This window comes from Maricaulis sp., assembly GCF_030149235.1.
Taxonomy (GTDB): Bacteria; Pseudomonadota; Alphaproteobacteria; order Caulobacterales; family Maricaulaceae; genus Maricaulis.
Genome location: NZ_JASBRW010000076.1, coordinates 116486 through 141675, shown reverse-complemented (window position 1 = coordinate 141675; position 25190 = coordinate 116486). Strand labels below are relative to the sequence as shown.

General features: G+C 63.1%; 22 protein-coding genes. 15 read left to right on the top strand and 7 right to left on the bottom strand.

All coding sequences use genetic code 11. The features are described from left to right. Positions 1 to 496: 496 nt before the first annotated feature. On the top strand, positions 497 to 1408 hold the full coding sequence (locus Q1V51_RS11785) for a LysR substrate-binding domain-containing protein (RefSeq protein WP_300556581.1): 912 nt from the start codon (positions 497 to 499) through the stop codon (positions 1406 to 1408). On the opposite strand, the gene Q1V51_RS11780 is transcribed toward Q1V51_RS11785, so the two are convergent. Together Q1V51_RS11780 and Q1V51_RS11775 are read right to left on the bottom strand one after the other, a co-directional pair. Beyond that, positions 1405 to 2697, bottom strand: coding sequence for an FAD-dependent oxidoreductase (locus tag Q1V51_RS11780; protein ID WP_300556579.1), 1293 nt, complete (start codon positions 2695 to 2697; stop codon positions 1405 to 1407). The two genes, Q1V51_RS11785 and Q1V51_RS11780, sit on opposite strands and share 4 nt — an antisense overlap. A gap of 53 nt (positions 2698 to 2750) precedes the next feature. Then, positions 2751 to 3089 (bottom strand): metalloregulator ArsR/SmtB family transcription factor, encoded by a 339-nt coding sequence (locus Q1V51_RS11775; RefSeq protein WP_300556577.1) that lies wholly within the window; start codon positions 3087 to 3089, stop codon positions 2751 to 2753. 88 nt (positions 3090 to 3177) lie between these two features. Between Q1V51_RS11775 and Q1V51_RS11770 the strand changes: the two genes are divergently transcribed. The 9 genes from Q1V51_RS11770 (at position 3178) to Q1V51_RS11730 (ending at position 13790) form a co-directional block, all read left to right on the top strand. Continuing rightward, positions 3178 to 3534 carry a rhodanese-like domain-containing protein gene (locus Q1V51_RS11770; protein ID WP_300556575.1) on the top strand — a complete coding sequence of 119 codons (357 nt, stop codon included), beginning with the start codon at positions 3178 to 3180 and terminating at the stop codon, positions 3532 to 3534. A gap of 9 nt (positions 3535 to 3543) precedes the next feature. Further along, the gene (locus tag Q1V51_RS11765; protein ID WP_300556573.1) at positions 3544 to 4518 is read left to right on the top strand and encodes an efflux RND transporter periplasmic adaptor subunit; all 975 of its coding nucleotides are present in this window, start codon (positions 3544 to 3546) and stop codon (positions 4516 to 4518) included. Beyond that, a complete protein-coding gene (locus tag Q1V51_RS11760) occupies positions 4515 to 7775 on the top strand; it encodes an efflux RND transporter permease subunit (RefSeq protein ID WP_300556571.1) in 3261 nt (1086 codons plus the stop codon). Before Q1V51_RS11765 ends, Q1V51_RS11760 begins: the two co-directional genes overlap by 4 nt. Continuing rightward, positions 7772 to 7975, top strand: a complete 204-nt coding sequence (locus Q1V51_RS11755; protein ID WP_300532078.1) for a DUF2892 domain-containing protein — start codon at positions 7772 to 7774, stop codon at positions 7973 to 7975. Before Q1V51_RS11760 ends, Q1V51_RS11755 begins: the two co-directional genes overlap by 4 nt. A 77-nt stretch (positions 7976 to 8052) precedes the next feature. After that, complete coding sequence (locus tag Q1V51_RS11750; protein WP_300556569.1) at positions 8053 to 8790, top strand: TorF family putative porin; 738 nt, start codon at positions 8053 to 8055, stop codon at positions 8788 to 8790. Positions 8791 to 8929: 139 nt separating this feature from the next. After that, complete coding sequence (gene msrB / locus Q1V51_RS11745) at positions 8930 to 9382, top strand: peptide-methionine (R)-S-oxide reductase MsrB (protein ID WP_300556567.1); 453 nt, start codon at positions 8930 to 8932, stop codon at positions 9380 to 9382. Positions 9383 to 9462: 80 nt separating this feature from the next. Then, positions 9463 to 10188 (top strand): ABC transporter ATP-binding protein, encoded by a 726-nt coding sequence (locus Q1V51_RS11740; RefSeq protein WP_300556565.1) that lies wholly within the window; start codon positions 9463 to 9465, stop codon positions 10186 to 10188. Next, positions 10182 to 12581: an FtsX-like permease family protein gene (locus tag Q1V51_RS11735; protein WP_300556564.1), complete on the top strand. Its 2400-nt coding sequence runs from the start codon at positions 10182 to 10184 to the stop codon at positions 12579 to 12581. Before Q1V51_RS11740 ends, Q1V51_RS11735 begins: the two co-directional genes overlap by 7 nt. A 9-nt stretch (positions 12582 to 12590) precedes the next feature. Further along, positions 12591 to 13790: an HlyD family efflux transporter periplasmic adaptor subunit gene (locus Q1V51_RS11730; RefSeq protein ID WP_300556562.1), complete on the top strand. Its 1200-nt coding sequence runs from the start codon at positions 12591 to 12593 to the stop codon at positions 13788 to 13790. A 3-nt stretch (positions 13791 to 13793) separates the two neighbouring features. Here Q1V51_RS11730 and Q1V51_RS11725 read toward each other — a convergent pair whose 3' ends face one another. After that, positions 13794 to 14462 (bottom strand): SDR family NAD(P)-dependent oxidoreductase, encoded by a 669-nt coding sequence (locus Q1V51_RS11725; protein WP_300556560.1) that lies wholly within the window; start codon positions 14460 to 14462, stop codon positions 13794 to 13796. Positions 14463 to 14664: 202 nt separating this feature from the next. On the opposite strand from Q1V51_RS11725, the gene Q1V51_RS11720 reads away from it, so the two are divergent. Next, a complete protein-coding gene (locus Q1V51_RS11720; RefSeq protein WP_300556558.1) occupies positions 14665 to 15585 on the top strand; it encodes an acyl-CoA thioesterase II in 921 nt (306 codons plus the stop codon). Continuing rightward, the gene (locus tag Q1V51_RS11715) at positions 15585 to 16016 is read left to right on the top strand and encodes a PaaI family thioesterase (protein ID WP_300556556.1); all 432 of its coding nucleotides are present in this window, start codon (positions 15585 to 15587) and stop codon (positions 16014 to 16016) included. The genes Q1V51_RS11720 and Q1V51_RS11715 overlap by 1 nt, the downstream gene beginning before the upstream one ends. A 106-nt stretch (positions 16017 to 16122) precedes the next feature. Here Q1V51_RS11715 and Q1V51_RS11710 read toward each other — a convergent pair whose 3' ends face one another. After that, positions 16123 to 17433, bottom strand: coding sequence for an NADH:flavin oxidoreductase/NADH oxidase family protein (locus Q1V51_RS11710; protein ID WP_300556554.1), 1311 nt, complete (start codon positions 17431 to 17433; stop codon positions 16123 to 16125). A gap of 216 nt (positions 17434 to 17649) precedes the next feature. Here Q1V51_RS11710 and Q1V51_RS11705 point away from each other — a divergent pair, with 216 nt between their 5' ends. Further along, positions 17650 to 18078: a hypothetical protein gene (locus Q1V51_RS11705; protein ID WP_300556552.1), complete on the top strand. Its 429-nt coding sequence runs from the start codon at positions 17650 to 17652 to the stop codon at positions 18076 to 18078. Continuing rightward, complete coding sequence (locus tag Q1V51_RS11700; protein ID WP_300556550.1) at positions 18075 to 19151, top strand: DsbA family protein; 1077 nt, start codon at positions 18075 to 18077, stop codon at positions 19149 to 19151. The genes Q1V51_RS11705 and Q1V51_RS11700 overlap by 4 nt, the downstream gene beginning before the upstream one ends. A gap of 62 nt (positions 19152 to 19213) precedes the next feature. Here Q1V51_RS11700 and Q1V51_RS11695 read toward each other — a convergent pair whose 3' ends face one another. Then, the gene (locus Q1V51_RS11695; protein ID WP_300556548.1) at positions 19214 to 21325 is read right to left on the bottom strand and encodes a DEAD/DEAH box helicase; all 2112 of its coding nucleotides are present in this window, start codon (positions 21323 to 21325) and stop codon (positions 19214 to 19216) included. Between the two features lie 558 nt (positions 21326 to 21883). Between Q1V51_RS11695 and Q1V51_RS11690 the strand changes: the two genes are divergently transcribed. Further along, positions 21884 to 22525 (top strand): TetR/AcrR family transcriptional regulator, encoded by a 642-nt coding sequence (locus Q1V51_RS11690; RefSeq protein WP_300556546.1) that lies wholly within the window; start codon positions 21884 to 21886, stop codon positions 22523 to 22525. Here Q1V51_RS11690 and Q1V51_RS11685 read toward each other — a convergent pair. Together Q1V51_RS11685 and Q1V51_RS11680 are read right to left on the bottom strand one after the other, a co-directional pair. Continuing rightward, positions 22522 to 23643: an SO2930 family diheme c-type cytochrome gene (locus Q1V51_RS11685; RefSeq protein WP_300556544.1), complete on the bottom strand. Its 1122-nt coding sequence runs from the start codon at positions 23641 to 23643 to the stop codon at positions 22522 to 22524. The two genes, Q1V51_RS11690 and Q1V51_RS11685, sit on opposite strands and share 4 nt — an antisense overlap. Before the next feature lie 7 nt (positions 23644 to 23650). Then, positions 23651 to 24886 carry a parallel beta-helix domain-containing protein gene (locus tag Q1V51_RS11680; protein ID WP_300556542.1) on the bottom strand — a complete coding sequence of 412 codons (1236 nt, stop codon included), beginning with the start codon at positions 24884 to 24886 and terminating at the stop codon, positions 23651 to 23653. Positions 24887 to 25190: the final 304 nt, after the last annotated feature.

Below are 25190 nucleotides of genomic sequence, written 5' to 3'. Positions count from 1 at the left end.
CTGACGATCAGGGCCGCCAGGGCGCTGAACATCAGGATGATGCCGGCGGAACTCTCAAGTCGCAGAAATTCCTGAATTCGAACCAACGCGCGAGGCATGTGATCGTCCTTTGTTCTAAACCGCGTAAACAACAAAACCGGCTCGGCCAATTAGCGCGGGGACAACGTGCGAAGAGGCCGAGCCGGGGTTGGCGATGCGTTTTTGACGTCCGCGGGGATTAGGGGGGCACCGCTTGGGTCAGTCGCGTCATCGACCAAGAGCCGCTGATGTTTCGGATCGCTTGTCAGGCTTGACGTTGCGATCCCGGCGTATCGGATGAAAACCGTTTCCAAGGACGTGCTTGGATGGGAAGGAAGGGCAGTCCGCGAAAACGACTATCCTATGCGCCAATGGAATTAATCAGCTCTTTCGTGTGTTATTGTTGATGCGGGATACATAGACATGCGATAGAGTTAGGTAAAATATAAAGAACAAAAGTATCACTTAGGAAAAAACTATGAAACCGACCTTGCGGCAATTGGAGTATCTGGTGGCGATCGCGGATAGCGGCCGCTTCTCCGATGCGGCGAAGGCGATGAATGTCAGCCAGCCCAGCCTGTCGGCCCAAGTTGCCGATGCCGAGGCGCATCTGGGCGTGCCGGTATTCGAGCGCGGCCGGGCCGGGGCCATGCTGACGCCGATGGGTGACCAGATCGTCCGCCGGGCCCGCTATATCCTGCGCCAGGTCGCCGATATGAAGGCCATGGCCGAGCACGGGGCGGACGCGCTCTATGGCCGGATCCGAATGGGGGTGATCCCGACCATCGGCCCCTATCTCCTGCCCAGTATCACCCGGCAATTGCATGCCAGGTTCCCGGATCTGCGGCTCGGGATTCGCGATGAGCCAACCGACCGGCTGGCCGAGCAACTCGATGATGGCCGGCTCGATACCGTGATCTCGACCCGGGAAGACCATCCCGGCATGCAGGGCTCGGTCCTGTTCGAGGAGCGGTTATGGGTCGCTGTCGCGCCCGATGATGAGCTGGCGCAAAGCAATGCCCCGGTGACGCTGGGCGAGCTGAAGGGGTTGCCCTTCCTGACGCTGGGGCTGGGCCACCGTCTGACCTGGCAGGTGCGCCAGCTCGCCGTTCGCGCCGATGCCTATATCTCGACCGATTATGAGGGCACCTCGCTCGATGCCATCCGAAATATGGCGGCCCTTGGCGCAGGCGTGGCCATCCTTCCGGAGCTCTACATCAAGACCGAGGCCCGCCGCGACCGCTCGGTCGCGCTGCGTCCGATCGGGGACCTGACCGCGAAACGCGAAATTTCGCTGATCTGGCGGGAAACCTCGCCGCTGGCCGAGAATCTGCCGGCCCTAGCCCAGATGCTGGGCGCGGCAGCCGGCGCCATCCTCGCCAAGGCCTAGGCGTCGGTCTTTTCCTGCGGCTTGACCTTGTGAATGCCGAGCATGTCGAACACGGCGCGCTCATAGAAGGGCTCGCCGACACCGCTGCGGATCTTGCCGAGGAAGTATTTCTCAAAGGCGATCTTGCCGAGATGGACCCAGCCGCCATCGGCGGACCAGTTCACATTGCGCGGCGGGATTTGCGGCATAGCCACGAAGGCGACGCCTCCATCGCCGAAATCGGCCAGGCAGACGGCATTCCAGGTCGCTACATGGCGCGGATCCTTGCCGGCGAGCTCGTCGCGGATATTGCGCGCCGTTGCGATGACCATGCTTTCGATCATGAAACCGGTCTTGGGCACGCCGACGGGCACGGCGTAGTTCTCCATCGGCGGAATGGCGACGCAGACGCCGACCGAGAAGATGTTGGCGAAGTTCGGGTTGCGCTGGTGCTCATCGATGAGGATGAAGCCGCGCGGATTGACCAGGCCCTCGACATCGCGAACCGCGGGAATGCCGCGGAAGGCCGGCAGCATCATCGAATAGCCAAAGGGCAATTCATGCGTCTTCTTGACCGTGCCGTCCTCATTGACCTCCTCGACATGCATCAGGCCTTCTTCGACCTTGGTGACGCGGGCCGAGGTGATCCACTTGATGTGGCGGTTGCGCATTTCGCTTTCCAGCAGCCCCTTCGTGTCACCCACCCCGTCGAGACCGAGATGGCCGACATAGGGTTCGGAGGTGACGAAGGTCATCGGCACCTTGTCGCGGATCTTGCGCTTGCGCAGATCGGTTTCCAGGATCATGGCGAATTCATAGGCGGGACCAAAGCAGGACGCGCCCTGCACCGCGCCGACCACGATCGGGGCCGGGTTGTCGCAGAATTTTTGCCAGACTTCGTTCGAGGCGGCGGCATGATCGACATGGCAGACGCTCTCGGTATGACCGCCATGGGGCCCTAGCCCCTCAATCTCGTCAAAGGCGAGTTCCGGGCCAGTAGCGATGATCAGATAGTCATAGGTGACGTCTTCGCCGTTTTCGAGCGTAACGGCATTCTCTTCCGGCTTCACCTTTGTCGCCTTGGCGTGAATGAAATCGATGTTCTTTTTCTTGAACATCGGCGCCAGCTCGACCTTGATCTGGTCCGGCTCGCGCCAATTGACCGCCACCCAAGGGTTGGAGGGGGTGAAGTGAAAGGTCGCGCTGTCGGAGATCACAGTGATCTTGTGATCCTTGGGCAATTCCTTGCGCGCTTCCAGCGCCATGGGAACGCCGCCGAGGCCGGCGCCGAGTACAACGATATGAGCCATGTATTCCTCCCTTGGGGGCCGGAGCGCGCGCTTTTCGCGTCTTGTCATTCCGTTTATTCCGCCGCGCCGAGGCTGTCCGCGGCGGTGCAGAATTGCGATTTGAGATGCATGAGAATGCCGACACAGCGGTCGTCGGCGATGGAATAAAAGACCTGCAGACCGTCCTTGCGACCCGAGACCAGACCGTCTGCGCGCATCTTGGCGAGATGCTGTGACATGGCCGATTGCGACAGGCCGGCGACCTCGCAGAGCTCGCCCACACCGGCTTCTCCCGAGGCCAGGCGGCACAGGATCAAGAGCCGTTTCTCATTGGCAAGCTGTTTCAGGAAAGCCGCGGCATCACCGGCCTGGTGCTGGAGTTCCTCGATCTGGAAGTCGTGTTCGGCGTTCATTGGACTCAACTCATTAGTTGACACTAATATAGGATATGCTAATTTAGTAGTCAATGAAGTTTTTTTCCGCACTTCCATGAGGGATATTATGAGCCTGCAGGAACTTGACCCCAAAGACGTGTTTGACCGGGCCCAGAAGGGCGAGCTGGTCATTATCGATGTGCGCGAGCCGCGCGAATTTGCGACCGAGCGTCTGCACGGCGCCAGCCTGCATCCGCTGTCGACTTTCGATGCCAAGGCCCTGCCGGTCGACAAGACCCGCGAGGTCGTCCTGCATTGCGGTTCAGGTAAGCGCTCCATGGATGCGCTGAACCGCTGCACAGCTGCCGGAATGCCGGTGACCGCGCATATCAAGGGCGGGATGATGGCCTGGAAGGCGGCCGGTTTGCCGGTGATCACGCTGGATCCGGCTACCGGTGCCGTTATCGACCCCCAGGCTGTTTGAGGTAAGGCCATGCTGCGCGCTGCTCTGATCGTTTCTCTGCTTGCCGCCGCGCCCGCCTGGGCGCAGACCGGCGATGTTCATACCGTCGAGACGGTCCGGGTCAGCGACCGCAAGGCCGTCTTCGCCACGGTGGAGAGTGTCGACATCGTTACCGCTCGGGCCCGTTTGGGCGGTACGATCGGTGAGTTGCGCGTGGATGAGGGCGATGCGGTAGAGGCCGGCAGCGTGCTCGCCGTCGTGGTCAATGAACGCCTGGCGCCGCAAATCGGTTCGGTCAACGCCCAGGCCGCGGCGCTCAACGCCCAGCTGGCCCAGGCCCGGATCGATCTGGAACGGGCGCAGGACCTGTTCTCACGCGGGATTTTCCCGCAGGCGCGTCTCGACCAGGCCTCAACCCAGGTCGAGGTGCTGGAAGGCCAGTACGCCTCGGTGCGGCGCGAGCGCGATGTGCTGGTACAGCAGGCCCGAGAGGGTGATGTGCTGGCTCCGGCTGCCGGGCGCGTGCTGCAAGTGCCGGTCACGGCCGGTACGGTGGTCATGCCCGGCGAAGCGATCGCCATGATCGCTTCCGATCTTTACCTGCTGCGCCTGCGCCTGCCCGAACGCCATGCCCGCTCCATCGAGGAAGGCGATGCCATCGAGGTTGATGCCGCCGCGCTGAGCGGTGATGTCGCGGCGCAAGGCCAGATCCGTCAGGTTTATCCGCGCATCGAGGATGGCCGTGTCGTTGCCGATGCGCTGGTCGATGGGCTGGGTGGTTTCTTCGTGGGCGAGCGCGTCCGCGTCTATGTCAGTGTCGACGAGCGTGACGCCATCATCATCCCGGCCGACTATGTCTCGACCCGTTATGGTGTGGACTATGTCCACCTCGTCACCGAGTCCGGTGACACCGCGGAAGTCTCCGTCCTGCGCGGGCCCGCGACCGAGGCCGGTGTCGAGATTCTCAGCGGCATCTCTGCCGGCGACCAGGTGGTGCGGCCATGAAGCTGGGTATTTCCGGTCAGCTCACCAAGGCGTTCATCCGCTCCCCGCTGACACCGCTCATCCTGCTCGCCTCCCTCGCCGTCGGGCTGCTGGCCCTGATGGTCATTCCGCGCGAGGAAGAGCCGCAGATCTCCGTGCCCATGGTCGATATCATGGTGCGCGCTGACGGGCTGCAGGCCACTGATGCCGTCGAGCTGATCACTGAACCGCTAGAAGCGATCATCCGCTCCGTGGATGCGGTCGAACACGTCTATTCCCTGTCCGAGGACGACCAGGTCCTGGTCACCGCGCGTTTCGAGGTCGGCACCAGCCCGGACGCGGCCATTCTGCGCATCCATGAGCGCATTCGCGCCAATATGGACCGCATGCCGCTGGGTATTCCCGAGCCGCTAATCATCGGGCGCGGCATCAATGATGTGGCCATTGTCGCCCTGACGCTTTCGCCCCGCGCTGATGTCGCCGAGCACTGGGATGACCATGCCCTCCATGCCATTGCCGAAGAGCTGCGCGCCGCGATCATGTCGGTCGAGGATGTCGGGCTGAGCTATATCGTCGGCGGACGGGCGGACCAGATCCGCATCGAACCGGATCCCGAACGCCTGTCGCAATACGGCGTAACGCTGCAACAACTTGCCGGCCGCATCGCCGAAGCCAACCGCTCCTTCCCGGCTGGACAGGTCTCGGCCATGGACCGCACGCTCTCGGTCGCGGCCGGCCAGACGCTGCAGGGCAGCCAGGATATCGGGCTCTTACTGCTGACCACACGCGATGGCCGTCCGGTCTATGTCCGTGATGTCGCCGATGTCGTCGTCGGGTCCGAACCGTCCGAAGCGCGCGCTTGGATGCTCTCGCGCGAGGATCATCATGACAGCTGGGACAGCCGCCCGGCCGTCACACTCGCCATAGCCAAGCGCGAAGGCGCCAATGCGGTGGTCGTGTCCGAGCATATACTCGAGCGCCTGGAGCTGCTGCGCGGCAGCCTGATCCCTGAGGGCGTCGAGGTCACGGTGACCCGCAATTACGGTGAGACGGCCAATGAGAAGGCGGATGAGCTGCTCTTCCACCTCGCCCTGGCCACGGTCTCGATCGTTTTGCTGGTGACCTTCGTCATCGGCTGGCGCGAGGGTATTGTTGTCTTCGTCGTTATCCCGACGACCATCCTCCTGACACTCTTCGCCTCCAACCTGATGGGCTACACGATCAACCGCGTCTCCCTGTTCGCGCTGATCTTCTCCATCGGGATCCTGGTGGATGACGCCATTGTGGTGATCGAGAATATCGCCCGGCACTGGGCAATGAAGGATGGCCGGGACAAGATCACGGCGGCCATTGAAGCCGTCGCAGAAGTCGGCAATCCGACCATTGTTGCCACCCTGACCGTGGTCGCGGCGCTCTTGCCCATGCTCTTCGTCTCCGGCCTGATGGGCCCTTATATGGCGCCGATCCCGGTCAATGCCTCGGCGGCCATGATCTTCTCTTTCTTCGTTGCCGTCGTCCTGACGCCCTGGTTGATGAAAATCATCGCCGCAAAAGGCGGCGGGGCCTCTCACGGTCATGGTGAGGAGACCGAAGGCAAGCTGGGCGCGCTCTATCGCCGCGTCGCCGGTCCGGTCATTGCCAGCCGCCGTTCGGCCTGGACCCTGCTGCTTGTGGTCGGTGTTCTGACCCTGGGCTCGATGTCGCTGTTCGCGACCCGCACCGTGACGGTCAAACTCCTGCCCTTCGACAACAAGTCGGAATTCCAGGTCATTGTCGACATGCCCGAAGGCACGACGCTGGAGCGTACCGAGCGGGTGCTGATGGAGGCGGCCGACCGGCTCTCCGCCCTGCCCGAGGCGACTTCGATCCAGGCCTATACGGGCACGGCCGCGCCGTTCAACTTCAACGGTCTGGTGCGTCACTACTTCCTGCGCAACCGGCCCGAGCAGGGCGATCTCCAGGTCAATCTGGAAGCCAGGCACCACCGCGACCGGGCCAGCCATGACATTGCCCTGGAGGCGCGTGAGCTGCTCGCTGATATGGACCTGCCCGAGGGCGCCAGCGTGCGTATCGCGGAAATTCCGCCCGGCCCGCCCGTCATTGCCACCCTGCTGGCCGAGATCTACGGCCCTGACGCGGAAACCCGCCGAGCGGTCGCGAACGAGGTCCGCGAGGCCTTCGACAGCGTGCCCTATGTGGTCGATATCGATGACAGTTTCGGCACGCCACGGCCGCGCCTGCGCATCGCCATCGACCAGGACAGCCTGGAATATTTCCGCGTCCAGCAGAGCGATGTCTATGACACGGTGCGGGCCCTGATCGGCGGCATGCCGGTGGGCTATTCGCATCGCGGCGAGGGTCGTGACCCGGTCGAGATTTCCGTCGAGCTGCCGCGCGAGGACCGGCTCTGGTCCGAACGCCTCTCCTCAACCCCGGTACCGACCAATCTCATCCCCGGTGATCGCGGCATAGTCGAGCTCGGTGATGTGGTCTCGGTGTCGGAAGAACCGGGCTCCTACCCGATCTTCCGCCGCGATGGCCGCTATCTGGAAATGGTCATGGCCGAACTGGCCGGTGAATATGAAGCGCCGATCTACGGCATGTTCGCCGTCGAAGACGCGCTCGCCGGGCGGCCCTGGTCTGACACCGTCCCGCAGCCGCAGATCCGCATGTATGGCCAGCCGGACAGCGATGATGTCCCGGTCCTGCTCTGGGATGGCGAGTGGGAAATCACCTATGTGACCTTCCGCGATATGGGCGCGGCCTTCATGGTGGCCCTGCTGGGCATCTACGTCCTCGTCGTGGCCCAGTTCGGATCCTTCCGCGTGCCGCTCATCATCCTGACGCCGATCCCGCTGACCTTTATCGGCATCATCCTCGGCCACTGTATGTTCGGCGCCGCCTTCACCGCCACCTCAATGATCGGCTTCATCGCCCTGGCCGGGATTATCGTGCGCAACTCCATCCTCCTGGTGGACTTCATCCGCCATGGCGCGGAGGCGGGCGAGCCCCTGCGCGAGACCCTGCTGCGGGCCGGCGCGATCCGCTTCAAGCCGATCCTGTTGACCGCCATCGCCGCGATGATCGGGGCCTCGGTGATCCTTGGCGATCCGATCTTCCAGGGGCTGGCGATCTCGCTCCTGTTCGGCCTGGCGTCCTCGACGCTCCTGACCGTGCTCGTCATCCCGGCGATCTATGTGATCTTCAAGGATGGCGACCAGCCCTATACCCCCAAACTCCCCGAACCGCTTGAACTTGACGAAAGGACACAAGCATGACGATCGGACGCGCCGTGATGGCCCTCGCCGGGACTATGGTCCTCATCTCCCTGATTCTCGCTGTACAGGTCAGCCAGTGGTGGCTCCTGCTGGCGGCCTTTGTCGGCTTCAACCTGCTGCAGACCAGCTTCACGGGATTTTGCCCGGCGGCGATGATCTTCCGCGCGCTGGGACTGAAAGACGGAATGCAGTTCCGCTAAGCACTTTATGCATAAGGGAATATGAAAAGCCGGCGGGTGGCTGGCGCTGTTATCCGGCGGTTAACCCTGGCGGCTGAATGTCTCCCTCGAAATTGGGAGAATTGTTTCATGTTCAGCCGCTTGCCGCTTTCCTGGAAATTTGGCCTCGTATCCCTGATTGGTTGCACCATTCTCGGGCGGGCGGCGGTGCAACCGCTCATGCGCAGACGGTCGAAGGCAATGTCGCCTTGTCGTCCAACTACGTGTTCCGCGGTATTACACAGACGGATGATGGTCCGGCCATTTCCGGCGGATTTGATGTGAGTGGCGAGGGCGGCTGGTATGCCGGGACCTGGGCCTCGAACGTTGATTTCAACGACGGAACCAACCTGGAAATTGACGCCTATGGCGGCTACCAGTTTGCTGTATCGGGTTTCGATTTCGACCTTGGTGCGATCTATTACGCCTACCCGGACAGCCCGCAGGTTGGCGGCAATGACCAGGATTTTCTGGAATTCTATGCCGGTGCGGGCCGCAGTTTCGGGGCTTGGAGCGCGGACGCCAAGATTTCCTATTCTGACGATTTCTACGCCGGTACCGGTCAGGCCTGGTATTTCGAAACCGGCGCCGGAGTCGATTTCGGAAATGGCATTGGCATGGATGCGCGCGTGGGTTTCAACCGGTTCGACGACTTTTCAGGCGCCGATTATGAGGACTACCAGATCGGTATCAGCGGCAGCTTTGCCGGTGTGGGTTGGGACGCCCGGTTCCACGACACGTCTGACTTCTATGGTGACGCCGTGGTCTTGTCGATTTCCCAGAGCTTTGGCGGCTAGCGCCGGTGAATGCCTCTAGCAGCCAGACCGGCTGACAGCGTCAGATCATCACGATCGAGAGAGCGGGGCTTGGCAATCAGGTCCCGCTTTCCCATTTCTGGGCCACTGATCACTGGTACGTTGATGAAGGGAGCCCGTCATGACCAGGACCTACACCAAAGACGTTGACGCCATCGCCCGCCTGACCCCGGAGCAATACCGGGTGACCCAGCAGAACGGCACCGAACGTCCCTTCACCGGCGAACTGACCGATAACAAGGATGCCGGCCTCTATGTCGACATCGTCTCCGGCGAGCCGCTTTTCACCTCGATGGACAAGTATGACAGTGGCTGCGGCTGGCCCAGCTTCACCAAGCCGGTCGAAGGCGAGAACATCAACGAGCTGCGCGATACCACGCACGGCATGATCCGCACCGAAGTCCGCTCCAGCCACGGCGACAGCCATCTCGGCCACGTCTTCCCCGACGGCCCGCAAGAGGCCGGCGGCCTGCGCTATTGCATCAACTCGGCGTCGCTGAGGTTTATCCCGGTGGGTGAGCTCGAGGCGGAAGGCTATGGCGAGTATCGCAAGCTGTTCGGGGCGGAGGTTTAGGGGGGGCATCACCCTGCGGCCCCATAGCGCATCGCGTCTTATTCCCCTACGCATAATACTCCGGATTGAACGGAGGCCTTATGCCCGCAGCGACGCCCGAGACCCCGCCCTGTTTTGATATTCGCGGCCTGACCAAGGTCTATGGCTCCGGTGAGGCCGCCGTGCATGCGCTGCGCGGGGTGGATCTGAGTATTCCGGACGGGGATATGGTGGTGTTGCTGGGGCCGTCTGGGTCGGGCAAGTCGACGCTGTTGAACATTATCGGCGGGCTCGACCGGGCCACGGACGGGGTGTTCAAGTTTCGCGGTGAGGAGCTGACCCGGGCCTCGGTGCGCCAGCTCACCCTGTATCGCCGGCGCCATGTCGGTTTTGTCTTCCAGTTCTACAATCTCATGCCCTCGCTGACGGCGCGGGAGAATGTCGAGCTGGTCACCGAGATCGCCGACAATCCGCTCTCCGCCGCCGAGGCCCTGGCCATGGTCGGTCTGGACCATCGCATGGATCATTTCCCGGCCGAGATGTCCGGCGGCGAGCAGCAGCGCGTCGCCATTGCCCGCGCCATCGCCAAACGGCCAGAGGTCATGCTTTGCGACGAGCCGACCGGGGCGCTCGACAGTGCCACCGGGGTGCGGGTGCTGCAGGCCCTGCGCGACGTCAATGAACAGCTCGGCGCGACGACGCTGATCATCACCCATAATGCCGGTGTCGCCGATATGGCCCACCGCGTGGTGACCTTCTCCGATGGCCGGGTCGGTAATGTGCGGGTCAATGCGACCCGGATCGAGCCCGAGGCGCTGACATGGTGAATGATCCGCGCCATCCGCTGATCCCGGGCCTCAACAAGCTGGATCGCAAGCTGGTGCGCGATCTCTGGGCCATGCGGGTGCAGATCATCGCCATCGCCCTGGTGATCGCGGCGGGTGTGGCCGTGCATATCGTTGCGGCGGGCATGCTCGACAGCCTCAAACTGACCCGCGCCACTTATTATGACCGGCATCAATTCGCCGATATCTGGGCCCCGGTCGTGCGCGCCCCTGAAGCGCTTGCCATTGATGCCGGGGCCATCCCGGGCGTGCGGGCGGTGGAAAGCCGGGTGCGCTCGGCGGCGCAGTTCTCGCTCGACACGATGGAGGCGCCGGCCGCGGGGGAAGTGCTGTCCCTGCCGCAGGCCAATGGCAGCGCCATCAATCGCATCTTCCTGGTCGAGGGGCGGATGCCGCTGGCCGGGCAGCGCGATGAAATCCTCTTGCTGGAAACCTTCGCCATCGCCCACGGGCTGGAACCGGGCGACACGATCGAGGCGACCATCTACGGCGCCCGCGACCGGCTGCGCATAACCGGGCTCGCCCTGTCGCCGGAATATGTCTACGCCATCGCTCCGGGCCAGATCGTGCCCGATCCGCGCATGTTCGGTGTCGCCTGGATGGAGCGCGAGGCGCTCGCCCAGGCGGTGGATCGCGATGGCGCCTTCACCGAGCTGGTGGTGCAGCTCCAACCGGGGGCTCAAACCGCACCGGTCATTGCGGCGCTGGACCAGCTCCTCGAACCCTATGGCGCGCCGGGCGCCTATACCCGCGAAGACCAGATCTCCGACGCTTTTGTCTCCTCCGAGATCGACCAGCTTTCCACCATGGCCAGTTTTCTACCGCCGATCTTCCTCGCCGTGGCGGCGGTGCTGGTCAATGTCGTGCTGGCCCGGCTGGTGGCGCTGGAGCGCACCGAGATCGGTCTGATGAAGGCCTTCGGCTATCGCGACCGCGATGTGGTCATCCACTATCTCAAATTCGCCTCGATCATCGGCGCCATCGGCTTTATCACCGGCCTGGCGCTGGGGGTGTGGCTCGGTCGTTCCCTGGCCGAGCTCTATACCGAATACTATCGCTTCCCCTATCTGATATTCTCATTGCGGCCAGAGGTTTACGGCGTGGCAGCCCTGGTGACATTTGCTGCCATTGGCGGCGCCGGCATCCTCGCCGCCTGGAGCGCCGCGCGGCTTGACCCGGCCATCGCCATGCGTCCGCCGCCGCCGCCGGATTACTCCCAGGCGCTGGGGGCCGGGCTGACGCGCTGGAAGCGGATCGACCACCAGACGCGGATGATCCTGCGCCAGATCCTGCGCTGGCCGCAGCGCTCGGCGATCACCATTGGCGGCATCGCGGTCTCCGCCGGTCTGTTGATCTCGACGCTCTTCTTCCTCGATTCCATGGAAGTGATGATCGGATCCTATTTCGACGTCGCCAATCGCCAGGACATCACCGTCAGTTTCAACCAGCCGCGCTCGCGCGAGGCGCTCTATGCGCTGGAGCGCATGCCCGGGGTCCTCACGGCCGAGCCGGTGCGCCATGTCGCCGTCCGCCTGCGCAATGGTCCGGTCGAGGAGCGCGCCGCGCTGACCGGCCTGCCGCGTGAGGCCCAGCTCTCGCGCGCGGTGACAGCACAGGGCGAGGGCATTGAGCCGCCACCGGGCGGGCTGGTCCTGTCCCAGGACCTGGCCCAGCGGCTTGGCGTCAGCGCCGGCGAGACGATCGAGATCGAGGTTACCGAGGGACGCCGCCCGGTGCTGGAAATCCCCGTCTCGGGCGTCTCGACCAGCTATATCGGTTCCAGCCTCAACATGCAGATCGACGATCTCAACCGCATCATGGGCGAGGGCCGGGTCATCACCGGTGCGGCCCTGCGCATTGATCGCGACCAGGAAGCCCGCCTCTACAGCGCGCTCAAGGCCGCTCCGGGCGTGGCCGGTCTGTCGCTGCAGACCCAGGCGGAGGAAATGTTCATCGACATCATGGACCAGAGCCTGGGCACCTCGATCTTCATCTACACCCTGTTTGCCGGCCTGATCGCCGTCGGCGTGGTCTATAATTCGGTGCGGATCTCCTTTTCCGAGCGCGAGACCGAACTCGCGGTCCTGCGCGTGCTCGGCTTTACCCGCGGCGAGGTCGCCTATGTCCTGCTCGGCGAGATCGCGGTGCTGACCCTGACCGCCCTGCCGGTCGGAGCGCTGGCGGGGGCCGGGCTGGCCTTTGTCTTTGCCGAGGCGATGAGCTCGGATCTGTTCCGCCTGCCTTATGTCATCGAGGCACGGACCTTTGCATATGCCGCCGGGGTGGTGATCTTCGTCGCCATTTCCTCCGCCCTCATGGTGCGCTCGCGACTGGATAAGCTGGATATGGTGGCCGTGTTGAAAGCGGGAGAATAGGAACACGTCATGCGATTGAGTTTTCGAACCGTTTTCTGGGGCGCCGCGGCGGTCATGATCGTCCTGGCTCTGGTCTTCTCCCTGCGGCCGCAACCCGTCCTGGTCGATATCGGCACTGTCTCCCGTGGTGCCATGGTCCAGACCGTCAATGAAGAGGGTTATACCCGCATCCGCGATGTCTATGCCGTTGCTGCCCCGATCAGCGGCCAGCTCTTGCGCGTCGACCCGGAAGCGGGCGACGCCGTCGCGTCCGGCGATGTCATCGCCCAGCTTTTACCGGCCGAGCCGCAATTCCTCGATGCCCGCTCGCGCGGCGAGGCCGAGGCTGCCGTGCACATGGCCGAAGCCGCTCTCAGCGCCGCCATCGCCGACCAGGACAGCGCCAGCGCCGGCCGCGCCCTGGCCCGGGCCGAATATGACCGGCAGCTGCAGCTTTTTGAGTCGGATATCGCCTCCCAGGCCGCCCTCGACCGCGCTGCCGCGGAGCGCCGTTCGGCCAGCGCCGCCTTCGGTCATGCCCAGGCCGCGGTGCAATTGCGCCGGGCCGAGCTTGAAGCGGCCGAGGTGCGCCTGATCGGGCCGGGCAGCTCCAATGGCGAGCTGGGCGTGCTCGATATCCGCTCTCCGGTCGACGGCGTCGTCCTGCGGGTCATGCAGGAAAGCGCCGGCCCGGTCGCGTCGGGCACGGTTCTGCTTGAAACCGGCGATCCGGCCGGGCTGGAAATCGTCGTCGAGCTCCTGTCCTCCGACGCGGTCGAGGTTGAACCCGGAGCCACGGTGGAGATTTCCGGCTGGTCGGTGACGGGCGAGACCCTGCGCGGCCGTGTGCGCCGGGTCGAGCCGTTTGGCTTTCTCAAGGTCTCGGCGCTGGGCGTGGAAGAGCAGCGGGTCAATGTAATCATTGATTTTCTCGACCAGGCCGAGCGCTGGTCGCGCCTCGGCCACGGTTTCCGTATCGAGGCTGCGATCGCCATCTGGTCGGCCGAGGACACGCTGCAACTGCCCGTCTCGGCCCTGTTCCGACAGGACGGGGCCTGGGCCGTCTACCGGCTTGTCGATGGTCGCGCCGTCCTCACCCCGGTGGAGATCGGTCGCTCCAATGGAGAGATGGCCCAGCTCCTCTCGGACCTCGAAGCGGGTAGCGAGATCGTGCTCTACCCCGGCAACGAGGTCGCGGACGGCGTCGCCCTCGCGGTGCGTGAGGGTTAGGCCCTAGCCGCCCCGGTTCACCGGCACCAGCGCGCCGGTAATCGCCCGGCTCGCATCCGACGCCAGGAAGCCAATCGCCTCTGCCGCTGCTTCCGGCTTGACCCAGGCCGAGGTGTCCGCGTCGGGCATGTCGGCGCGGTTGGTGGGGGTGTCGAGGATGGTGGGGAGGATGGCGTTGACGCGGATGCTTTTGCTGGCCAGCTCATCGGCCAGGCTTTGCGTCAGCGCATGCACGCCGGCCTTGGAGGCCGCATAGGCGGCCATGCCCAGGCCCGGTGCGCTGACCGCATTGGCGCCGATATTGACGATTGCGCCGCCGCCGCTCATTAGCCCGATCGCGGCACGCGAGGCGAGGGTGGCGGTCTTCAGATTGATCGCGAACATTTTTTCAAAACTGGCGATGTCACCTCCTTCGACCGGCTCCCAGGTGAACCCGCCGGCGATATTGATCAGGCCGGTCAGCCCGCCCATGGCGTCAGAGGCGGATTTGAAGGCGGTTGCGACGGAGGTCTCATCGGTCAGATTGACGCCGCCGATGGCATGCTGGGCGCTGGAGGCGGAAACGTCTTCGGCCAGGTCAATGGCGGTGACGGTGGCGCCGCTGGCGACAAGATGATCGACGGTGGCCCGTCCGAGAATGCCCAGTGCTCCGGTTACGATGATCTTGCTCATGCCGCTCTCCCGTTTTTGCCCGCTTATGGATCAAGCAGGCGGATAGCATGGCCTGCGCCGGATGCAAGCCACGCCTGTGTGAGCGTCCGGGGGGCATCAGCCGGTCCTGGCGGATGCCGGGCCTGCAGGAAGAGGCTGGCCAGAGCGGGCCCGGGACCCCAATATCCCGGCCAAGTCACAAGAATCATCACGGATTGGTCTCATGACAACTGCTGACACTTCGGCCGAGGAACGCCGTCCCACCCAGGAGGAGGCGCCCGGTGCCCTGGTCAAACTCCTGACCGTGGAAGAGATCGATACCGATCTGTATCGCGGTCATCGCAATCCGGGCGGGCGCGGCCGGGTGTTCGGCGGCCAGGTCATCGCCCAGGCGCTGATGTCGGCGGTCGGGTCGGTCGATGCGGAACGCCAGGCGCATTCGCTGCATGCCTATTTCATGCGCCCCGGGGATGAACGCCTGCCAATCATCTACCGCGTCGAGCGCGATTATGATGGTGGCACCTTCTCCAACCGCCGCGTCATTGCCATCCAGCGCGGCAAGCCGATCCTCAACATGACCGCCTCCTTCCACAAGAAGGAGCAGGGTTTCGAACACCAGGCGGAGATGCCGGACGTACCCGGTCCGGAAGATCTTAAAAATGAGTCCGAGCTGGCGCAGGTACACCGCGACCGCCTGCCGGCGCCTTTCGTCGAGCACATGCTGCGTCCCCGTGCCATTGAGCTGCGGCCGCTGGAAAGCTGGTTCGCACCGGAAAAGGAAAAGCGTGATGCCGTGCGCTGTACCTGGGTGAGAACCACCGGCCCGGTCGGCGATGACCCGGTCATGCACCGCGCCATCCTCGCCTATGCCTCGGACATGACGCTCCTGGGCACCTCGATGAAGCCGCATGGCGTCAACTGGCTCTCGCCCAACATGCAGGTCGCCAGCCTCGACCATGCCCTCTGGCTGCATGATGATGTGCGCATGGATGAATGGCTGCTCTATGCCTGCGAAAGCCCCTGGTCGGGCGGCGGGCGCGGCTTTAACCGCGGCAGCCTCTTCACCCGCGAGGGCAAGCTGATCGCATCGGCGACCCAGGAAGGTCTGATCCGCTATCGCGACAATACCAAGACGGGGTCGTAATGCAGCCGAGTATCGAGCAGGAGGGCGAGTTCAAGGGCTGGCAATACTGGCCGGAAGAACCCTTCGAAAGCCGCGCCGGGCCGTTCTATCGCAAGGTCGACGACAAGGGCGTGATCGGCGCTTTCAGGGCTGAGCGGCGGCATATGAATGCCGGCGGGTCGGTGCATGGCGGCTGTTTGATGAGCTTTGCCGATTTCATGCTCTTCTCCATCGCCTGGGACAGTTTCACCGACGGCTCGATGGGCGTCACCCTGACGATGAATTCCGAATTCCTCGCGGCCGCTCGCGAGGGCGAATTGCTCACCAGCCGCGGTGAGGTCCTGCGGGCCGGGCGTTCGGTGCTTTTCGTGCGCGGGATGATCTATGCGGAAGAGCGGTCATGCTTTTCGTTTTCCGGCACGATCAAGAAGTTTTCGCCGCGCCCAGCCTAGTTCTACGCCCTCATCCCGGACTTGATCCGGGACCTATTGCGCGGTCTGAGCCATGGGTCCTGACTTGCGTCAGGATGAGGGCCTGAGAATTGGATAGAGCAAGCCCCTACCGCACCAGCCGTTTCGCATCGCCGGCATCGGTCATCTGGTGCTTGATGAAGGCAAACAGCAAATTCATCTGCCGCTTGGTCGCCTTGCCGTCGGCGAGGCGGATGATGTTGCGGTAGAAGAAGGCCATGTTGGCGAAGCCGTTCATCGCCCGCAGCGTGGCATTGGAGGAGGTCGGGCCGAACCAGCCCGGGCCGAGGGATTGGAGTTTTTCCCAGCTGGTCAGTTTGTCGATTTCACCCGCGATCAGCCGGTCCGGCAGGTCGGTATCGACGCAGAGGGGCCGGGCCAGGCCGATCATCTGGATGTCGTCCTCATTGAGGGCATTGAGCATGGCCGAGCGGGTGCGGAAACCGCCGGTGACCATGAGCGGGACCTGGCAATTCTTGCGGATCGCGGCGGCATAATTGAGGAAATAGGCCTCGCGGGCGCGGGTTGAGGCCTTGACCATGGCCTCGTCCTGATAGACCGGCTCCATGCCTTCAATACCCAGCAGGGCGGGCTGTTCGTAATTGCCGCCAGAGATCTCGATCAGATCAACCCCGGCCTTTTCCAACAAACCGACAACAGCGATCGAATCCTCGAGCGAGAAACCGCCCTTCTGGAAGTCCGAGGAGTTGAGCTTCACCCCGATCGGATATTCCGCCCCGACCGCCTCGCGGACAGCACCGATAATCTCCAGCAAGAGCCGGGCCCGGTTTTCCAGCGACCCGCCCCATTCATCCTCGCGCTGATTGATCAGCGGGTTGAGGAATTCCGACAGCAGATAACCATGGGCCGCGTGGACCTGCACGCCGGTAAAGCCGGTCTGTTTGGCGACAAAGGCGGTATGGGCGAAACGGCCGATAATCTCGTGGATTTCCTCGAGCGAGAGGGCGCGCGGCTTGGCGAACAGGCCGCCGGGCAAGGCGACTTCACCCGTGGCCGACGGGGCCACCGGCTCGGTGGCGACGGATTTTGGCGTCTGTCGGCCGGCATGGGAGATCTGCATCCAGATATGGCCATCGCGGACCCGCCCGGCCGCCGCATAGGCCTGCAGGGCGGCGAGTTGCTCGGGCGATTGCTCGCCATCAATGACCAGATTGGCCGGGCGCTCCAGATAGCGCTTGTCGACCATGACATTGCCGGTGATCGACAGGCCGATCCCGCCCTCGGCCCAGCGGCGATAGAGGGTGGCATGACGGCCGGTGGCGCGATTGTGTTCATCGGCGAGTCCCTCGGTCATCGCCGCCTTGCACAAACGGTTCGGCAAGGCCGCCCCGCAGGGCAGCGCCAGAGGATCGCCCAGACCGAGATCGGAAGTCGTCATGATGAATGTCCCCAAATGCCCAATTCTTCGATGCCCAGACTCAGTCTGAACCGATCTGGAATGGGTTTGCAAACCGCCAGATGCGCCCTAGCGTCAGAACAGGAAAAAAGCCAACCAGACGCACACAGGTCCGGCGCCGGGGGTAGAACCGAAATCACCCCGGAAATGCACCGGCTCGCAACCGCAATAGCGCAGATCTTCGAGGGGGAGATGATCATGAAAATCGAGATCGAGAATGCGGTCGAGCCGACCGAGGCGCAAGTCGCTGCCTTCCTCGCGGCCAGCGATGATGGTCCGGTTCACATGGTGAACCTGCTGAAATTCAAAGAGAAAGCCGAATATCTTGATGGCCGCGAAAGCGACCTCTCGGGGCGTGACGCCTATATGCTCTATGGCGGCCCGATGGCCGGACTGGTGATGGAGGCCGGCGGCGAGCTGAAATTCTCCGCCCAGCCCGATGCACTCCTGGTCGGAAGCGCCAGCGCGGACTGGGACCTGGTCGCGATCATGACTTATCCCTCGGCACAGGTGATGGTCGAGCTGACCCTGTCGGACGCGTTCAGGGACATTTCCATCCACCGCAAGGCGGGCCTGGCCGGTCAGCTTCTCATTCCCTGCTTTGCGTCGAAAACGGTGATCGGATGAGCGTGAAACTCCTGTTCCCGCAACTGATTACCTCGACCCGTATCCGTGGGTTTTCCCGTGGCTGGCATGCGGCCGGGCGGGCTCTGACCTTTTCCAAAAAGACGCTGCACGCCTTCCTCGAGCCGGGCGAGGCCTATTCCGCCCTGATCGATCCTATCCTCGACCGCCTCGGGGCGGCCTATGATGTCCAGGTCAAGCGCTACCGCGTATCGACGCCAGAGAAATCAGCCGCGCCGGAACCTGAAAAGCTCTCGGCCTATGGCCCGCTTGATGCGGCGCGCCTGGCTGAGGCTTTCGGGCTTGACGTACCGGCAGCGGATTATGATCCCGGGGACCTGCCAAATGGCGATAACTTAAGAAAGAAATGGGGTCATTACGGTTCCGGAATGATCTATTTTGAGGGCGAGTGGTTCTGGGGGCTCGACCGTATCCACCATCTCGAGACACGCCTCGGTGCCGCCGAGCCGATCTTCATGCCGATTGCCGAACCGGACACGGCCAAGGGCGGCGAATTCGAGATGTTCTACTCCTTCCGCAGCCCCTACAGCTATCTCGCCGTGATGCGGGTGTTCGAGCTGGCCAGGTGCTGGAATGCGACGGTGAAGCTGCGCCCGGTCCTGCCCATGGTCATGCGCGCCCTGCCGGTGCCGTGGCCGAAACGCTTTTATATTCTGCGCGATACCCTGCGTGAGGCCGAGCGCTATGAGCTGCCCTTCGGCAAGATCTGTGACCCGGTCGGGCCCGGTATCGAGCGTGGCCTCGCCATTCTGGTCAAGGAGATCGAGGCGGGCCGGGGCGAGGTTCTCTCCCAGGCCTTCCTGCGCGGCGTGTTCGCCGAGGGTCTCGATGCAGCGACCGACAAGGGCCTGCAGGAGATTTGCCTGAAAGGCGGTGTCAGCTGGGCCGATGCCAAGGCCGCCATGGCGGACGAGAGCTGGCGCGATGTGGTCGAAGCCAATCGCCAAGAGCTCTTTGCCCACGGACATTGGGGCGTGCCGACCTTCAAGGTCGGCGACAACTGGACCTTTGGCCAGGACCGTTTGTGGCAGGTCGGCCGCTGGCTTGGCGGGTAAGGTCGGGCTCAGCTGCCAGCCTTGGCCGCAGCATCAGACGCTGCGGACCTTGCCGCTGCCGACTAGTCGCGCTTGGGCTTGCGCTTGACCTTTTTTAGGCTGTGCCCTGTCTCGGCGGGCTGTGACGGATTGCGGCGCCTGGGACGGTCATCTGGCCCCGGCGCGCCGGATTTGGGTTTGTGGCCCGGCTTGCCGAAGGTTTTGCCGCCCGCCTTGCCGGCCGGTTTGCCCTTCGGCTTGTTGCCATAGGGCTTGTTCCGCTTCGGCCGGTCTTCACGGGTCTCCGGCGCGGGACGTGCCTCGTCCCAATGCGGTTTGGCGCCGCCTTCGTGAGCGTCATGGGCATCGGGCTTGCGATCGCGTGCTGCCGGTTTCGCTGGGCGCTCATCCTTCCCGGGTGCGCCTTTCTTGCGCGGGCCGTCCTCTTTCCAGGGACGGTCCTTGCCTTTGGCCGGCCCGCCCTCGCGCTTCTTGAATGGGCGGTCGCCATCGGGACGATCCGGGCGCGCGCGCCGGGGTTTGCGGTCGCCTCGGTCATCATCACGATCATCGCGGCCATAGGCCGGCTTGCCGCGTGCGGGAACCGGAACATCGCCCACGACCCGCTCGATGCGGATATTCTTCTCGCCGCCACCCGCGCGAGCCAGGGCCTGTTCGAAGACCTCCAGAACACGTCCGGTCACCTCGAAATAGCTTTCGTCCTCATCAATGCGAATGGCACCGATCTCGCGCCGGGTGACATCACCGACGCGACAGATCAGCGGCAGCAGCCAGCGCGGTTCGGCGCGATGCTTGCGCCCGGCGGTCAGCTTGAACCAGACACCATCATCGAAATCGGCTCGCTCCGCCACCTTCGCCGCTGGCGCCGGGGACAGGTCCTCGGCCGCCGGCAGGGCGGCGATATGGCTTTTGAGGAAGGCCGCGGCGACAGTCTCTGCGCCATAGGTCTCGATCAGGATGCGCGCGTCGGTGAGGGTTTCCTCATCGCTTTCCGCGGTCAGGGCTGGATCGGCAAAGATCCGCTCGCGGTCGCGTTCCCGGATCGCTTCCTGGCTGGGCGGGGATTGCCACTCTGCCGTTACGCCGGCCTCTCGCAGAAGCCGGTTTGCCTTGCCTTTGCGCGGAACCGGCGCGATCAGCACGCAAGTGCCCTTCTGACCGGCGCGCCCGGTGCGGCCGGATCGGTGCAGAAGGGTTTCGGCCTTGCCCGGCAGGTCAGCGTGAATGACCAGTTCCAGCCCGGGCAGATCGATGCCTCGGGCGGCGACATCTGTGGCCACGCAGACACGGGCGCGTCCATCCCGGATCGCCTGCAGGGCGTGCGTGCGCTCGCTCTGGCTCAGCTCGCCAGACAGGGCGACGGTCGAAAAACCGCGATTGCCCAGGCGGCTTGTCAGACGGCTGACCGCCTCACGGGTCGAGCAGAAAACAATCGCGCGCTCGGCATCATAGAAGCGCAGCGTGTTGATGATGGCGTGCTCGCGGTCGCGCGGAGCGACCGGGAAAATCCGGTAGTCGATATCGACGTGTTGTTCGCGCTCACCGATGGTGGAGATGCGTTGGGCGTCTTTCTGGAACTCGCGGGCCAGGGATGCGATGGCCGGCGGCACCGTGGCCGAGAACATCAGCGTGCGGCGCTCTTCCGGGGCCTTGGACAGAATGAATTCGAGATCTTCTTTGAAGCCGAAATCGAGCATCTCGTCCGCTTCATCCAGTACGATGGCGCGGATATTCGACATGTCCAGCGCACGGCGCTCGATATGGTCGCGCAAACGGCCCGGCGTGCCGACAACGATGTGACAGCCGCGCTCCAGGGCCCGGCGCTCTGCGCGCGGGTCCATGCCGCCAACACAAGAGGCAATCCGGCCACGCGCCTCGTCATAGAGCCAGGCGAGCTCGCGCTGGACCTGGAGCGCCAACTCCCGCGTCGGCGCAATGATCAGGGCCAGGGGCTCTGCCGCGAAGCCAAGCTGGTCGGTTTCGCCGAGAATACCGGGGGCGATGGCGAGGCCAAAGGCGACGGTCTTGCCTGAACCGGTTTGGGCGGAAACAAGCAGGTCAGCGGCATCTCCGGCCTGGCTCAGCACGGCCTCCTGAACTTCGGTCAGGGCGGTGTAGCCTCGCGCTTCGAGGGCACGTGCCAAGGGCGGCGCGATGCGGTCCGATCCGGTCATTTAAAAGACAATCCTTTCGCGCCGGTCATTCACTCTGGCGCGCTGCCCCGGTCATCCGGGCGGGTTGAGGAAAGCGGGGGCTGTATCACGTTCAGAACGGCTTGGCTGCAGCGAATCTGCAAAAGATGCCTGTTCAGTGGATTCCGGCGACCGATTCGCGCCCGTTTCCGGCCTCGATCAACCGCTGCGCGCAGTTGGTGAAACTTCGAGTCGACTTTCTTGCGTTTGTGGCGAATGGGCGATGCAGTCGCATTGGGTGGTATGAAAGGGAGAAAAGCATGCCCAGAACCAGGATGAGCTGAGCAGTATTGCTCCGCTCAGCGGTTTGCGACATTCGAGCAAGCTTCGAAAAGTACACGTTAAAATTGGTTCAGAGAGTTCTGAAAAATACACGCGGAGCAGGTGGGTCCGGGAGTTGAGCCAAACTTGGTTGCGGGGTTGTTCGCCGGGTGATGGCGCTAAATTCCCTATTCAAATCGGCCGGTGTGTCGCGCTTAGTCTCTTGTATTTCATGTATTTCAAGCACAGGTTTACGGGATGGAACCTGCGAGAAATAGCGTGAACGAACAAGCTGCCCAAGACCCTGTTGACCTGCAACGTCGGGTGGCGCCCAGACAAAAGCGGTCGCAAGAGCGCATCGAGGTCATCATAGAGGCGACCAAGCGTTTGCTTGAGCGTGGAGAGGCGGATTCCATAACCACGAGCACCGTTGCCGCTGAAGCCAATGTGCCGGTCAGCTCGGTCTACCGCTACTTCCCCAATATTTATTCGATCCACCTGACCATCCTGGAGGCGTTCAAGGCGCAAACGGATGGCATCATTCATGGTATTCTCTCCGACCCGGATATCCAGGACTGGCGCGTCAGTCTGACCGGGATGATCCAGGGGCTGCGCCAACTGGTTCATGACACGCCTTCATTCGGCGCTGTTTTCCGCCTGACCCTGACCACGCCTGAGCTGCGCGGGGTCCGTGAGGAGTGGAACCGCCGGTTTGCCGACATGCTGGCCGACCGCTGGCGTGCGGGGCGTGACAATTTCAATGGCGGTGATCCGGAGCTGGTCGCCCGCATGATTGTCGAGATCTATTGCGCCGCCGAGGTGATTGCCTTTGAAAGGCGTGCCGACCCGGAGGTCGCCGATCGCTATTTCGCTGAAGCGATGCGGGTGGTCGAGCGCTACATCGCGCCCTATCTTGACTAACCGCAGCTTCCGTCCATCTGCGCGATCCAGTCACGGATCAGTTCGACCGCTTCCGTGTGAATAGTGGAGCGGCCGATTTCCGGCATCATCACATCCGCTTCCACCGACGCCATGCGATACAGCAAGATGGATAGGTCGGGTTCGCCCGGCACGATATCGTAAGGGCGGTCGCCGGTGCCGCCGCCGGCTGCAATCGGAAGCTTGCATAATCCCAATTGTGGTCCCGCCGGGGTGTCCGGTTCGAGAAAAAGGCCCGACGTGTCGGCAGGCCCGACCGGGCTGTGACAATGGCTGCAATTGATGTCGAGATATGCGCGGGCGCGGGCGTCCAGCGTGACCGCCTGGTCATTCCAGTCGGCATTGCGCGGTGCCGCCTCGGGCAGGGGGAAATTCATCAACAGGCCGAGTTCTGCCATGTGGGTCAGCTGGTTCACCGGGCCTGAGCCGTGATCGAAATCCCGGTTCAGATGGCGTGGTTTGGGGCCGATCGGTGCGATCTCGCGGGTGTTGGAGTCCGGCGCATGGCAACTGGCGCACTGATTGACGTTCGGCATGATGTAGTTGAACGCCAGTTGCTGGCCGTCATGGTCCAGCTGCATCGGGATGATGTCGCCGATACGATTGAGAGCGGCCTCGCTCTGGTTCGCATCCCAGCGATAGGGGATCGCATCCCAGCCGGTTTCGCGCCGCACCAGTATGCGGGTCTCGATCAGCTCGACCTGGCCTAGGTCAAGTCGGGCCGGCTGTGCTTCGCCGTCGCCAGGATAGGTGCTCGACAGAACACCCGCCTCTTCGCCGCGCGGATAGTAGAAAGTCTTGGTGATGACCGTTCCGACCGGGAAATCGAGCACATCGCCGTCGCGGTAGACCGCCTGGCGACCTTCGGGAATCCAGATGGTCCGCAGCTTGTGAGCGTAGTCCGTGAACAGCGGCGATGTCAGGTCATAGGCAATCACGCCCTCTGCCGGTTCCAGCACCCCGCCACGGATCTGCAGCTGCCCCCATTGCGAAAGCTGGGCCGGATTGCCGCTCTCGATATAGCGCGGGGTTACCGTTTCAGCGCCGCAGGCCGTAACCAGCAGCGCAAGGACGGTGGCGAAAACACGACAAACGGTCATGAGTGTGTCAGTCTAGGAAGTCCAGCGTTGCGGCCGGCAGGCTGTCGAGCGTGCAGCGATAGTTTTCCGTTTCAACGCGCGGATTCTCAAACCCGTTCGGGCCGTCCGCATTCAGGACATCCACTTCATCATCGACGCAGATGCGTAGTGCGGCGGGCAGGGCGCCATCGACCAATTTGTCAGCATCCACATAGCCGTCAAACAGCACGTCGGGCAGGCTGCCATTAAGGCCGAACAGAACGACTTTGAGGGCGGTCAGATCGAGCCCGTCAGGCGAGCTGCCGCCGCCGGAGAACGTGTTGGAGTGGATCCAGATGGTTTCCGGATACGGGTCGAAGTCGGGCTGCACGGCATAATCCGAATAGCCGGTCGAATGCAGGCTGGAGATGATGATATTGGCGGTATTGTTATCGGAGATCCGGTTGTTGAAGATTTCGACCTCGTCATTGGAATTGATGACGATGCCCGAGCCGGCCGGAACGCTCGCGACCGGAGTGCCGGCATGGCCGAAATTCTCGGTATTGTTGGCGAATACGTCATTGTCATAGACGCGGGTGCGGTGGCCGCGCTGGGGCAGGTTGGGCATGTTGAAGACGAGGATGCCGCCCGTATTGTTGGTCGCGGTATTGCCGTAGACATCGGCGCCGACGGAGTTCTCGACCTCAATGCCGGCTACATTGTATTCGGCGCGGTTATTGCGCACCGTGATATTGCGCGACTGGCCGACATAAATACCGGCATCTGATGCGCCGATTGCGACACTGTCTTCGATCAGCACGTTTTCGGTCTGCACCGGGTAAAGCCCGTAAGCCCCGTTCTCGGTCGCATAACCGCCAGTCCATTCCACTCGAACCCCGCGAATGACGATATTGCGGCCGCCATTGACCTTCACGGCGTCGCCGATCGTGTCCTCAATGGCCAGGTTTTCCAGGGTGAAATCATTTGCGGTAACCAGCAGGCCCTCGGCGCCGGCGATCTGGTTCTGAAAGTTGAGCACGGTCTCGTCCATGCCCTCACCACGTATGGTCACACCATCGACGGTGAGCATCAAGGAGCGGTCGAATTGATAAACGCCGGCCGGGATGGTGATCACATCGCCGGGCTGGGCATCGATAAGCTGTTCCAGGAGGACGCTTTGATAGTTGGTATCGGCACCGCTCAGATCACGTCCGGACTGGCCGCCCTGGCCACATGCGGCCAGTATTGATGCTGTAGCGGTTAGCGTGACAAACATTCTGATCATTATGGGCCCTCCTCGCCACAGCAATCGGTTTGCTCGTCGATGACCATTCCATTGCCGTTCGGCAGGGTCAAACCCCAGACATGAATAAAACTCCGGTTATTATTGCTGCCCTATTCTGATTTGATGGGTGACCCAGGCGATCAACCAATCAGTGGGCTCTGGCTCGCCGTGCTGGTTGCAGCAAAGCTGGCGACAATGGCGAAAATGGCGGTCGCGACGATCAATCCGGTCCAGTGCATGGCGTTCTCCTCAATTGCCCCATGGGATATAATTGAGAGTCCCAGCCGCATTAATAGCGCATTTG

Excerpts from the sequence above, each read along its gene's own strand:
- Q1V51_RS11730 (WP_300556562.1), top strand. The coding sequence starts at position 12,591 with ATGCGATTGAGTTTTCGAACCGTTTTCTGGGGCGCCGCGGCGGTCATG.
- Q1V51_RS11780 (WP_300556579.1), bottom strand. The coding sequence starts at position 2,697 with ATGGCTCATATCGTTGTACTCGGCGCCGGCCTCGGCGGCGTTCCCATG.
- Q1V51_RS11770 (WP_300556575.1), top strand. The coding sequence starts at position 3,178 with ATGAGCCTGCAGGAACTTGACCCCAAAGACGTGTTTGACCGGGCCCAG.
- Q1V51_RS11750 (WP_300556569.1), top strand. The coding sequence starts at position 8,053 with ATGTCTCCCTCGAAATTGGGAGAATTGTTTCATGTTCAGCCGCTTGCC.
- Q1V51_RS11720 (WP_300556558.1), top strand. The coding sequence starts at position 14,665 with ATGACAACTGCTGACACTTCGGCCGAGGAACGCCGTCCCACCCAGGAG.
- Q1V51_RS11695 (WP_300556548.1), bottom strand. The coding sequence starts at position 21,325 with ATGACCGGATCGGACCGCATCGCGCCGCCCTTGGCACGTGCCCTCGAA.
- Q1V51_RS11725 (WP_300556560.1), bottom strand. The coding sequence starts at position 14,462 with ATGAGCAAGATCATCGTAACCGGAGCACTGGGCATTCTCGGACGGGCC.
- Q1V51_RS11680 (WP_300556542.1), bottom strand. The coding sequence starts at position 24,886 with ATGATCAGAATGTTTGTCACGCTAACCGCTACAGCATCAATACTGGCC.
- Q1V51_RS11740 (WP_300556565.1), top strand. The coding sequence starts at position 9,463 with ATGCCCGCAGCGACGCCCGAGACCCCGCCCTGTTTTGATATTCGCGGC.
- Q1V51_RS11710 (WP_300556554.1), bottom strand. The coding sequence starts at position 17,433 with ATGACGACTTCCGATCTCGGTCTGGGCGATCCTCTGGCGCTGCCCTGC.
- Q1V51_RS11685 (WP_300556544.1), bottom strand. The coding sequence starts at position 23,643 with ATGACCGTTTGTCGTGTTTTCGCCACCGTCCTTGCGCTGCTGGTTACG.
- msrB (WP_300556567.1), top strand. The coding sequence starts at position 8,930 with ATGACCAGGACCTACACCAAAGACGTTGACGCCATCGCCCGCCTGACC.
- Q1V51_RS11715 (WP_300556556.1), top strand. The coding sequence starts at position 15,585 with ATGCAGCCGAGTATCGAGCAGGAGGGCGAGTTCAAGGGCTGGCAATAC.
- Q1V51_RS11735 (WP_300556564.1), top strand. The coding sequence starts at position 10,182 with ATGGTGAATGATCCGCGCCATCCGCTGATCCCGGGCCTCAACAAGCTG.
- Q1V51_RS11760 (WP_300556571.1), top strand. The coding sequence starts at position 4,515 with ATGAAGCTGGGTATTTCCGGTCAGCTCACCAAGGCGTTCATCCGCTCC.
- Q1V51_RS11785 (WP_300556581.1), top strand. The coding sequence starts at position 497 with ATGAAACCGACCTTGCGGCAATTGGAGTATCTGGTGGCGATCGCGGAT.
- Q1V51_RS11700 (WP_300556550.1), top strand. The coding sequence starts at position 18,075 with ATGAGCGTGAAACTCCTGTTCCCGCAACTGATTACCTCGACCCGTATC.
- Q1V51_RS11705 (WP_300556552.1), top strand. The coding sequence starts at position 17,650 with ATGAAAATCGAGATCGAGAATGCGGTCGAGCCGACCGAGGCGCAAGTC.
- Q1V51_RS11775 (WP_300556577.1), bottom strand. The coding sequence starts at position 3,089 with ATGAACGCCGAACACGACTTCCAGATCGAGGAACTCCAGCACCAGGCC.
- Q1V51_RS11765 (WP_300556573.1), top strand. The coding sequence starts at position 3,544 with ATGCTGCGCGCTGCTCTGATCGTTTCTCTGCTTGCCGCCGCGCCCGCC.
- Q1V51_RS11755 (WP_300532078.1), top strand. The coding sequence starts at position 7,772 with ATGACGATCGGACGCGCCGTGATGGCCCTCGCCGGGACTATGGTCCTC.